The sequence below is a fragment of the Dissulfurimicrobium hydrothermale genome (genome assembly GCF_022026155.1).
Classification (GTDB): Bacteria; Desulfobacterota; Dissulfuribacteria; order Dissulfuribacterales; family Sh68; genus Dissulfurimicrobium; species Dissulfurimicrobium hydrothermale.
In genome coordinates, this window is sequence record NZ_CP085041.1 from 1293393 (window position 1) to 1304434 (window position 11042).

Sequence of the window (11042 nt, forward strand, 5' to 3'; positions counted from 1 at the left end):
GATGCATGAACAGGGAGAGTTTTTTGTTGAGCAGAAAAAGACCCGAGACATCGCGGATGAGCTGAAAAAGTCGTATCTGGATTATTCAATGAGTGTAATCATAGGACGTGCATTGCCTGATGTAAGAGATGGGCTTAAGCCTGTACATAGGCGGATATTGTATGCCATGTCCGAGCTCAGAAATGATTACAATAAGCCATATAAAAAGTCGGCAAGGATAGTGGGTGATGTCATAGGTAAATATCATCCACATGGCGATGTCGCCGTCTATGATACTATCGTCAGGATGGCCCAGGGTTTTGCAATGCGTTATCCGCTGATAGACGGTCAGGGCAATTTCGGTTCCGTCGATGGGGATGCTCCTGCAGCCATGCGTTATACAGAAGTACGATTTGCCAAGATCGCTCATGAGATTATGGCAGATATAGATAAGGAGACCGTTGATTTTGTACCGAATTACGACGATTCCTTGAGAGAACCGGTTGTGTTGCCTTCCAAGGTCCCCAATCTCCTTGTAAACGGCGCATCAGGCATTGCTGTCGGTATGGCCACCAACATCCCGCCCCACAATCTCGGCGAGGTGGTGGATGGCCTCATAGCCCTTATAAAGAACCCTGACATAACCATCTCCGAACTCATGGAATATATCCATGGCCCTGATTTTCCGACCGGCGGTTTTATCTGTGGAAAGGCCGGCATGAGATCGGCCTACGAGACAGGCAAAGGCGTTATAAAGATCCGCGCCAGGGCCTTTATTGAGCAGGTCGCAAAGGGAGGGCGTGAGAATATTGTTATCACCGAGATACCATATCAGGTCAACAAGGCCAAGCTGGTCGAAAAAATAGCAGAGCTCGGGCGCTTGAAACAGGTTGATGGCATACATGATGTCCGCGATGAGTCCGACCGGGATGGGATGCGGATAGTAGTGGAGCTCAAAAGAGACGGGGTGGCCCAGGTGGTTTTGAATCATCTTTACAAACATACCCAGATGGAGACAAGCTTTGGCGTCATCTTGATCGCTATTGTAAACGGAAGGCCGGAACTCCTTGATCTCAAAGGGCTCTTGACCCACTTTCTCCAACATAGGAAGACCATCATTATAAGGCGTACTACATATGAACTAAAAAAGGCGCAAGAGCGGGCCCATATACTGGAGGGGCTTAAAACAGCCCTTGAAAACCTAGATGAGGTTGTCGGTCTGATCCGGGCATCGAAAACCCCTCAGGAGGCGAAATCAGGCCTTATAGAGCGGTTCGCCCTCTCACTTATACAGGCGCAGGCCATCTTGGATATGAGGCTTCAACGTTTGACCGGTCTTGAGCGCGATAAGATCCTTGATGAATATGCCGCGATACTTAAAGACATAGAGCGGTATAAGGCCATTTTGGCGAGTGACGCTCTTGTGTTGGAGATCGTCGAGGAGGAACTCAAGGCGTTAAGGTCCGAATATGGCGATGCAAGGAAGAGTGAAATCGTCGACGATCCTGAAGAGATCGATATTGAAGACCTGATAGTCGAGGAGGATGTGGTTGTAACGCTATCACATGGTGGTTATATAAAACGGAATCCGGTAAGTCTATACAGGAGTCAGAGGCGCGGAGGAAAGGGGGTTGCCGGGGTATCCTCCAAACAAGATGACTTTGCCGAGCACCTTTTTGTTGCATCCACACATGATTATTTCCTGTGCTTCAGCAATCTGGGCCGCATATATTGGATAAAGGTCCATGAGATACCCGAAGGGTCCAGGGCCAGTCGCGGAAAGGCGCTTATCAATCTCTTACCCCTTGACCAAGGGCGAAACGAACGCATAGCTGCCGTCATACCCGTAAGGACATTTGAACCTGACCGTTTTGTAGTGATGGCTACGAAGAAGGGTTTGATAAAGAAGACCAGGCTTGATGAATTTTCAAGGCCCAGACCTTCCGGCATCATCGCCGCAGTGATAAATAAGGATGATGAGCTGATTGCGGCGGATATGACCGATGGAAAGGCGGATATCTTTCTTGGGACAAGGGAGGGGTTTTCCATAAGATTCCCCGAAAACGACGTGCGGCAGATGGGACGTACTGCGGCCGGCGTCAAAGGGATAGCCCTCAAGGATGGCGATCATGTCGTTGATATGGTTATCATTTCAGGTGGCCGCGGCACGCTTATGACCGTTACCGAAAACGGCTACGGTAAGCGTACAAGCATTGAAGAGTACAGGGTGCAGTCAAGGGGCGGCAAGGGTATTATAAATATAAAGACTACAGATAAAGTTGGAAGCGTTGTAAATGTCTTGATGGTTGATGATACAGACGAGCTCATGCTTGTTGGTACAAGCGGAAACATAATACGGATCAGGGCGTCTGATGTGCGTACGATAGGGCGCTCTACCCAGGGTGTGCGCCTCATCCAGCTTGCAGAGGGCGATAAACTTGCGGCTGTAGCCAAGCTTGCTGAACGGGAAGGGGAATGAAGAGGGTCGCCGTGATAGGTGCGGGCAGTTGGGGTACGGCCATCGCCGTGCTTCTGGCCGGGAAAGGGTTTGACGTGATGCTCTGGGCCAGGAATCCTCAACTTGCTGAGATCATGGCCAGGTTCAGAGAAAATCCTGATTATCTCCCAGGCATCAAGTTTCCTGATCCGCTATGCGTCGCATCTGATCTCTCAAACGCCTTGCTGAATAGGGACCTGCTTGTCTTTGCCGTACCGTCTCATGGCCTGAGGATGGTTGCAGAGGCTGTTTCCGATGTGTTTAAAGAGATCCCTATCCCGCGTCTCCCGAAGGCCGTTGTCTCTGCCGTAAAGGGCATAGAAAACGAGACGCTCCTTACAATGACCGGCGTTTTGACAGAGGTGTTCTGTTCAGCCTTTTACGGCAGGTTCGCTGTGCTTTCCGGGCCCAGTTTTGCAAAAGAGGTAGCTGCTTCTGTGCCTACCGCTATAACGCTTGCCTGCCGTGACAGACACCTTTGTAAGGCGCTCCAGAGCTTGTTTTCTACGGAGACCTTCAGGGTCTATACAAGCCAGGATGTGACTGGCGTGGAGCTTGGCGGCGCCCTTAAGAATGTGATGGCTATCGCCGTAGGCATCTCGGACGGTATGGGCTTCGGGGCAAATACAAGGGCCGCGCTCATCACAAGAGGACTTGCGGAGATGACCCGCCTAGGGGTGCGTCTCGGGGCGAATCCCTTGACATTCGCAGGGCTTGCTGGCCTTGGAGACCTGGTACTGACCTGTACTGGGGATCTGAGCAGGAACCGACAGGTCGGCTTGAAGTTAGGCCGCGGCATGTCTATAGATGTAATACTTGATGAGATGAAGATGGTGGCGGAAGGTGTGAGGTCCTCCCGCTCCGCCCATGCCCTGGCCGAAAAATATGATATCGAAATGCCTATTACTGCTCAGGTCTATAGTGTAATTTATAAAGGCAAAGACCCGCGAGATGCGGTAAGAGAACTCCTTTCAAGACCGCTCAATGAAGAATTGGGTGGCCTTTGATCCGGCCGGGCCGGCCGGTCGTCAATAAAAGTCTATGGGCGAGAGGCGTATCTATCGTGCATTCATGACGAGAGAAGGTCTTGTTTCCTTTGAGGTGCGTCATAAAGAGACAGATCTCCATATACAGACCGGAAAAGACCTATCCCGTGAAGTCTCGGGCTGGGTGATTGAGGCAAGACTTTTTATCGAGGAATACGGGGCAAGACATCCAGGTTTTTTTAAGAGCTATACGCCCGTTCCTGAAGACCCATTTGCCCCGCCTGTTGTCAAAGAGATGATTGCCGCCGCTAAAACGGCAGGGGTCGGTCCGATGGCGGCAGTTGCAGGTGCTGTGGCTGAATATGTCGGGGTGAGATGCGCTGATTTTACATCAGGAGAGGTTATCGTGGAAAACGGTGGCGATATCTTTATTTGCATAGATAGAAGGCCCCTTATTTCGGCTATCTGGGCCGGGAAGTCTCCATTGAGTGGAAGGATAGGGCTGAGGATAATGCCTGAAGCGACTCCGCTAGGGATTTGCACCTCATCCGGTACCGTTGGACATTCGAGGAGTTTTGGAACGGCCGATGCTGTGACCATACTGTCAAGATCAACGGCGCTCGCAGACGCTGCAGCGACGGCCGTTGGAAATATGGTAAAGACCGAGATGGATATAGATGCCGCCCTTGAATATATGGGCGGGATCGAAGGGGTCATGGGCGGAGTGATAATCAAGGGCACAAGACTTGGGGCATGGGGTGAGGTGGAGCTTGCACCAGTTTCAGCTTGTTAATGTTGATGGCGTTGCAAAAAGTCGCCGACTGCTGTATTGCGCTGCATCCGTCGTCACTGTGGCGTATAGGAAGTACGTCTCATTCCTCAGGATTTGCGTGCCTTGCATTTGACGATTTTTGTTTAGCCATTCCATCCCCTCTAATTATTTACCTATCAGGAGTTACGGTTTATTTTATGGCAGGTTGTTTTTGAGCAGGTTAAAAGAAGAGATCAGGATGGGGGTGTGGGATGACAATAAGACTGCATAAGAATGCCAGGACAACGCCCATTATAAGAAAAGAGATCAGACAGTCAGGGCTTTCTGAACGCGCCTTGGCCAGACAGTATGGCATATCCCTCTATACCCCACAACCTGAGGGCTGTGCTCAGTCCTGAACAGGAGATAATAGCGGTTGAACTGAGAAAGACCCTTTTGCTTCCGCTGGATGACCTTCTGGTGCCTGTGCATGAGTTTATAAACTCCCATGTATCAAGATCCGGTCTTGATCGGTGTCTGAGGCGTTATGGCGTCTCCAATCTGTCTGAACTTAAAAAAGTATGACAGATGAAAATCAGCCGGAATCTGTTCGCGGCCATAGACCGCGTCACCAGATGGGTATATTTTGAGGTATTATCTGATCTGCCTGTGCGTTGCACGCAGACAGGTAAATCTGCCTCTTCATCCCTGTCTTTTATGAAGAGGCTTATAAAAAGGCGCCATTTAATATTAAAAAGGTACTTACTGATAATGGCAAGGAGTTTACTGACAGGTTTTCCTGTACTGGGGAAAGACAGCCTTCAGGAGGACATGAATGCGATAAGGTCTGTCTTGAAAGCGGGATAGAGCATAGCCTGATAAGGCCGCGTCATCTACAGACCAATGGAATGGTTGAACGGTTCAATGGACGTATTGAGGAGATAATCTTACAGACGAGATTCAACTCAGCAAAAGAACTGAGGGACACCTTAAATCACTATCTCAGAATATATAATAATCAGATACTGCAAAAATCTGTATAATCTCACGAGAGGCGACAGATAGCCATCTCATATAATGACTTTTTACGAGATCATCAATGTTAAGGAGATTATATGATAGAACTTATTGTGCTTGGCTCAGGCACGTGTGTACCTTCCGCTAGGAGGGCCGGGCCGTCGGCTTGCCTCATGGCCAGCGGACAGACATTCCTGATTGACAGTGCAGCCGGGACGCTCAGGCAGCTGGCCAAGGCCGGTATACCGCACGATGCAATTGACACAGTCCTTTACACCCATTTTCATCCGGATCATGTGGGCGAGTTCGTCCCGTTTATCTTTGCCATGAAATATGCGCCTGGTTATAAAAGAACGGCCCCTGTCAAGATATTTGCTGCCCGTGGGTTTGAAAAGTTTTATGCAGCCATGAAAGAGGCCTTTGGGAAATGGGTTGAGCCCAAAGACGGACGTTTGATGGTTGAGGAGCTTCCATGCGAGATGTCGGCCGCTATTCAGCTGCCGCCCTTTGTCGTACGTTCCGCCCCTGTGGAGCACACCCCCCAGAGCCTTGCATACCGTATCGAGTGTCCTGATGGCAAGGTTGTTGTCTTTTCGGGCGATACCGATATATGCCATGGTATTGTAGAGCTCGCAAGCGGGGCGGATTTATTGGTGTGTGAATGTGCGGCACCTGAAGGGTTCAAGGTCGGGGGCCATCTCGTTCCGTCAGAGGCCGGGCGCATCGCCGCGGAAGCCGGTGTAAAGGCGCTCCTCCTTACGCATTTCTATCCTATCTGTGATGAACATGATATCATGGGTCCATGCAAGGCTGTCTACGACGGCGCCGTGATTCTGGCTGAAGACCTCATGCGTATCGTGATGGACTTTTAGTATGGCGGTTGGGATCGAAGACAGCACTAGGCGACCATATGGTCATGGAACCTTAGCTGCCAGGGAAGTGGTTTCCTTGTTTGTAGGTCTGCTTGAAGGGTGTTTGGAAAGTGCAGTTTCGAGATAATTCTTGACCCACCAGAAGATATCCCTTTTTTTTATTGATGCCCTCAGTTTTTTCATCCTGTCCATCTTTTCTTTTTCATCCATATAAAAGGCGCTGTGTATTGCATCCGATACCCCTTCGATATCATATGGGTTAACTATTAATGCCCACTGATGCAATTGGGATGCAGCGCCTGCGAACTCGCTCAAGATGAGTACGCCGCGGTTTGTATAATTGCAGGCACAATATTCCTTTGCAACCAGATTCATGCCATCCTTGAGCGGTGTTACCAGGGCGATGTCCGCCAATCTGTAATAGGAAAGGAGCTCGCATCGGTCCAGGTGCCGATACAAATAATGAATAGGGACCCACCCCGCCTTGGTGAATTCGCCATTGATTTCGCCAACCATACGTTCTATCCTCGCCTTGAGCAGGCCGTATTCGGGGATATTCTGTCTGCTTGGTACAACTACCTGGACTAGTGTGATCTTTCTATGCAGATCCGGATATCGCCTGAGGGCGTTGCGCATGGCTTCAAGCCGTTCGGGTATGCCCTTCGTGTAGTCCAGACGATCCACCCCCAGGATCACCTGGCACTCTGGCATCGCCTCTTTGAGGTATTGCACCCTTTCTTTGGTCTCGCGGGAGGCAGCATCCCTTGCAAAGGCCCCGAAGTCTATGCTGATGGGGAACGCACCGATCCTGACTTCCCTTCCCCCTACCGTCGTTATTGCAATATGGGCTTCCCAATCTATGTCTATATCAGGATAGAGCATGTGTATACAGTTTACAAAATTTCTTCTGTCTCTGGCGGTCTGAAAACCGATTATGTCATAGTTGAGCAAGGCTTTTAATATCTGACCCCTCCAGGGCAGTTTGATGAATATATCCACAGATGGAAAGGGGATGTGAAGGAAAAAACCTATTTTTCTTGATGCGTCGGCTTCTTTTAGTTTTTGGGCAGTCAATATCAGATGATAGTCATGGACCCAGACAAAATCATTCTCATCTGACAAGGCGGCGATCCTATCGGCGAATTTTTTATTTACCTCGATGTATCGGTACCAATATTCAGGTCTGAAATTGCACCTTGTCTGCAGATCGTGAAAAAGAGGCCAGATGATCTCATTCGAAAAGCCATAATAATAGTCTTTTATTTCATCGGCGGTAAGCGGCACTGTATGGAGATCAAAGCCTGAATCGGCCGAGGCCGTTTTGATGTGCTCCATAATTTCCTGATCTCCTATGCCCCCTGACCATCCTATCCATATACCTCCCTGATCCTTCAGTACAGGTGCGAGGGCCGTGACTAACCCGCCGCTCCCTGGCCTGATCTCCCAGCCGGCGGAGGTCTTCTTGATGGAAACCGGCAGGCGGTTGGAGACCACAACGAGTCTTTCCGGAGTGTTTGCCATATTTTTTCACCTCCTGCACATCTCTTCCCAGTACGATAAAAAATCGATCAATTCATCAGGCGGCGAGATCCAGAGATCGGCGGCCGTTTCCCTATATTTCCGTCTGACTAAAACCCCTAAGCCCTTTTCCTTGATGGCCTTGAATGCGTCTTCGTCGGTGAAATCATCCCCGAGATATGCAACAGCCGCATCCATACCGCCTTCTCTCAGAACGGCATTTACAGCCCTGCCCTTATCTGCGCCCCTGGTTCTGAATTCGATTCCTCCGTCGAATAAATGTGTCTCTAAATCGTCTTCCCGTTTATTATTCTTGATAAGTTCCAAATACTTGTCTTTTATCTCAAGAATGAGCCTCTTCGCATCATCCTCCTCCATCCCTCTTGTGTGAAAGGCGAGACAGCCTGGTTTCAGTTCTGTTTGGCTTTTGTATCCTTTTAAAAACAGCCAATTATAAAGATCGGTCACGAGTTGTTCGGTCTGTGGCGGAACGGGATTCCGCTCATATATTCCGTCTTTGTCCAGTCGTTCCATGGCGTGAGCCCCCCATATTTCAGGGAGCGGATGTATGTCTATGAGCGAGGCTATGTCGCTTACCGTCCTTCCGGTCACGAGGACTACCCGACATCTTGGAATGTCCATTATCCTTGTTAGTGCATCTTTAACGCCTGAGTACGGCATAGCCTTGTCCCTTTCCAGCCTGAAAGGTGCAAGGGTCCCGTCGTAATCCAGCATCAGGATGCGGTTGCCGCTCGATGCCAGGCGCCCCCAGAATGAATCGATTGATAGGCCATCGTTTAGCAATTTCATAACGTCATGTCTATCCTATCGCTAAGTCCGTTCATCAGACTGATCATCAATGTGAGATATTCCCTGACATGGCGGGTGATCAAAAAATTCTCATATACAAACCGATGAGCCTTTTCGCCCATCCTAGCCATTATGTCTCTATGAGATAGCAGGTAACGTATGCGGAGCGCCGCACCTTCGGGGGTTTTGACCCTAAAGCCTGTGTAGTGGTCCACTACCTGTAGTTTGATGCCACCGGTGTCTCCGGCCACAACGGGTTTCCCCTTCCACATGGCCTCTGTCACAGTGAGGCCGAAGCCTTCTTTCAGGGATTTCTGGATGATGATGTCGGCAGCCCTTTGAATGGCGTTTATGGTCCTGTGTGCATCGGGCGGAAGCAAGAGGATGTGTATGTTAGGGTCGCCGTTTGCGGCCTCCATCACCTCTTTGAACACTACTTCTCCCTCAGGGTCGTCTGTTGCACCACCCCCAGCCAGCACCAGCTGACAAGGCGTCATCTTGTGTACCTGTTTAAATGCCTGAATCACCCCAACTGGGTCTTTGAACCGATCGAAACGGGACACCTGAACAAGAAGGGGAAGGTCTCTTTCGAGTCCAAATCGTTCGAACACGTTTTCAACCTCCTTGTCAGGCAAGGGTATATTCTTGTCGCTGATCGGATCGATGCTTGGCGCGATGATGTATTGCGTATGCGGGAGCGGCTGGGCGAATTCGGGCAGCGAAAAGATGCTGGCGTCATAGCCGCCTACCCAGTTTTTCAGATATTTCCAGACCGGGCGGTAAGGCCTGCTGCAGTCAATGTGGCATCTCCATACCCACTTACCGCGTCTCTCAGGCATGTAATTCAACAGCGCGGCAGGCTGCGGGTCGTGTATTATCACAAAGTCCGCATCGGAGAGCAAGGGCCTCAATTCCTCGGCGTTTTCTTTATTTACCCTTTCGTATGTCTTGAGGAGCCCTTCTTTGACGCTTATTTTGTAGCCCTGAAGCGCGTTGTGAAAGCCCTTTGTGCACTGGAAAAAGTCAGCCGTTCCCTTTATTACGGCCCATTTTACATCAAGATCAAGGGCCTCCATCAATGGGACCATCTTCCTCAAGATTTCTGCTACACCCCCTCCTTCCTTAGTGGAATTGACATGGACTATCCTTTTTCCTTTTATCTTTTCTGCAATCTGCAGGAGGTGCCCTATTGCATCGTAGCCTGCGGCCTCTGCATATTGTTTTAATAGATCATTCATTGTTCGTAGTTACCCCAAAAAATATTCTGTGAAGATCCTGCTTAATTTTTCTTTTATTTCATTTAATGAACTGAAATATGGATCTATTGACATTATCTTAAGCCTAAGATCGTTATATCCATCGCCCCATGCCATGAGCCAGGCGCTGAAGTCATCGGATCTGTCCGGCGTCCGTCTCCTAGCATCTATATAGTGATAAAAAATGCTTCCGCGCCCCATTGCAGGTACGGTCTGAACAAGTTCAGCGGGATGATTTATCATGCGATTGGTATCGAAGATGATTATTTGAGATTGTATGAAATAAAACATGTCGTCCGCCTTTGCCCAGGGCACGTATTCAGATTCATCCAGATATTCATCGATGACCTCCAGAAGCTCCTGTCTCAATGCTTCGATATCGGAGTAATCCGTGGGATCTATTACGCTGAGCTTTTCAGCAAGGGCCTTTACGTGCAATCCCCTGTATATCCAGGCGGCAAAGTCGTTATTATACTCAGGTTCGTCAAAATGTGGCTGCAGGAATCTTCCCCAAAAATGGTTGTATATGCTGTTTTTGGGGGCCTTTGAAAGGCAATCCCTTAGCTCTCTGAGATTCTGTGCCTTATAACCAGTAGAGATACCCACGAGCGCGCAATCCATGATCCTGAAGGGTTCATTTTTTGTTGGCATAAATCCCCCTCTGTCTACACATTTTTATATCATCATTACGTCTAAGCAATATTGCTTCCAAATACTTAATAATGTAGCGATGTGTCAATTAGCTTCATCGTCCAAAAATATTTATCATTTTTGTCTAGCTAGTATCCATATCCTTTCCTTATGAGATATTTGATTTATTCCAATTGACTTATGTGGTTTTAGTGGGAACCAAAGTTACGGTATAATATCAATATAAAGGTGTCAACATGGATGGGATTCCGCAGCGGTTTGTACGAAGTTTCGAGAGAAGCGGTTAAGCTCATAACAGAGGGTGGGTTGAGCATATCTGAGGCAGGTCGCAGGTTATTAGTATCCTCTTCGACAATTGGATATTGGGTCGCCGAGAACCTGCTCAATCGGCAATTCAAGGCTAGGGCCCCGAACCAGATATGGCTTACAGATATTACAGAAGGCTGGCTTTATCTTGCAGGTCACAAGGACTTCTTTCGGAGAGATTGTGGGATATGCCATGGGTCCACGGAAATACCGTAAACTGCTCAATCAATTATTAGATTATGAAGGTATCGATGAGTGAAAAGGGCGATTGTTATGATAACGTCCCTATGAAGAGTTTCTGGGGTACCCTTAAAAACGAGCTTGTCCATCATTGTCAATTTGCAACTAGGAGGGAGACATGGACTGAAGAATTAATATCTTTAAGCATCATTACAACTT

General features: G+C 48.9%; 10 protein-coding genes and 2 pseudogenes. 8 read left to right on the forward strand and 4 right to left on the reverse strand.

All coding sequences use genetic code 11. The features are described from left to right. Position 1 precedes the first annotated feature (1 nt). From gyrA to LGS26_RS06240, 7 genes and pseudogenes are all read left to right on the forward strand, one after another. Positions 2 to 2458 (forward strand): DNA gyrase subunit A, encoded by a 2457-nt coding sequence (gene gyrA / locus LGS26_RS06215; protein ID WP_237887974.1) that lies wholly within the window; start codon positions 2 to 4, stop codon positions 2456 to 2458. Beyond that, on the forward strand, positions 2455 to 3483 hold the full coding sequence (locus tag LGS26_RS06220; RefSeq protein ID WP_237887977.1) for an NAD(P)H-dependent glycerol-3-phosphate dehydrogenase: 1029 nt from the start codon (positions 2455 to 2457) through the stop codon (positions 3481 to 3483). The genes gyrA and LGS26_RS06220 overlap by 4 nt, the downstream gene beginning before the upstream one ends. Before the next feature lie 34 nt (positions 3484 to 3517). Continuing rightward, positions 3518 to 4255: a UPF0280 family protein gene (locus tag LGS26_RS06225; protein WP_237887979.1), complete on the forward strand. Its 738-nt coding sequence runs from the start codon at positions 3518 to 3520 to the stop codon at positions 4253 to 4255. A 230-nt stretch (positions 4256 to 4485) separates the two neighbouring features. Further along, a complete protein-coding gene (locus LGS26_RS06230) occupies positions 4486 to 4632 on the forward strand; it encodes a hypothetical protein (protein WP_237887981.1) in 147 nt (48 codons plus the stop codon). Continuing rightward, positions 4622 to 4777, forward strand: a pseudogene (locus LGS26_RS06235) (IS481 family transposase); the annotation flags it as partial. The gene LGS26_RS06230 and the pseudogene LGS26_RS06235, both read left to right, overlap by 11 nt. A 344-nt stretch (positions 4778 to 5121) precedes the next feature. Beyond that, a complete protein-coding gene (locus LGS26_RS09785; protein ID WP_407932006.1) occupies positions 5122 to 5256 on the forward strand; it encodes a hypothetical protein in 135 nt (44 codons plus the stop codon). Positions 5257 to 5328: 72 nt separating this feature from the next. Beyond that, complete coding sequence (locus LGS26_RS06240) at positions 5329 to 6102, forward strand: MBL fold metallo-hydrolase (protein ID WP_237887986.1); 774 nt, start codon at positions 5329 to 5331, stop codon at positions 6100 to 6102. A 42-nt stretch (positions 6103 to 6144) separates the two neighbouring features. On the opposite strand, the gene LGS26_RS06245 is transcribed toward LGS26_RS06240, so the two are convergent. From LGS26_RS06245 to LGS26_RS06260, 4 genes are read right to left on the reverse strand one after another with little or no spacing between them, the layout of a single operon-like run. Then, positions 6145 to 7623, reverse strand: coding sequence for an alpha,alpha-trehalose-phosphate synthase (UDP-forming) (locus LGS26_RS06245; RefSeq protein ID WP_237887988.1), 1479 nt, complete (start codon positions 7621 to 7623; stop codon positions 6145 to 6147). A gap of 6 nt (positions 7624 to 7629) precedes the next feature. Continuing rightward, positions 7630 to 8430: a trehalose-phosphatase gene (gene otsB, locus LGS26_RS06250; RefSeq protein ID WP_237887990.1), complete on the reverse strand. Its 801-nt coding sequence runs from the start codon at positions 8428 to 8430 to the stop codon at positions 7630 to 7632. Further along, positions 8427 to 9668, reverse strand: a complete 1242-nt coding sequence (locus LGS26_RS06255; RefSeq protein WP_237887992.1) for a glycosyltransferase — start codon at positions 9666 to 9668, stop codon at positions 8427 to 8429. Before LGS26_RS06255 ends, otsB begins: the two co-directional genes overlap by 4 nt. A 9-nt stretch (positions 9669 to 9677) precedes the next feature. After that, positions 9678 to 10337, reverse strand: coding sequence for a DUF5752 family protein (locus LGS26_RS06260; RefSeq protein ID WP_237887994.1), 660 nt, complete (start codon positions 10335 to 10337; stop codon positions 9678 to 9680). A gap of 366 nt (positions 10338 to 10703) precedes the next feature. On the opposite strand from LGS26_RS06260, the pseudogene LGS26_RS06265 reads away from it, so the two are divergent. After that, a pseudogene (locus LGS26_RS06265) lies at positions 10704 to 10999 on the forward strand (IS3 family transposase); the annotation flags it as partial. Positions 11000 to 11042: the final 43 nt, after the last annotated feature.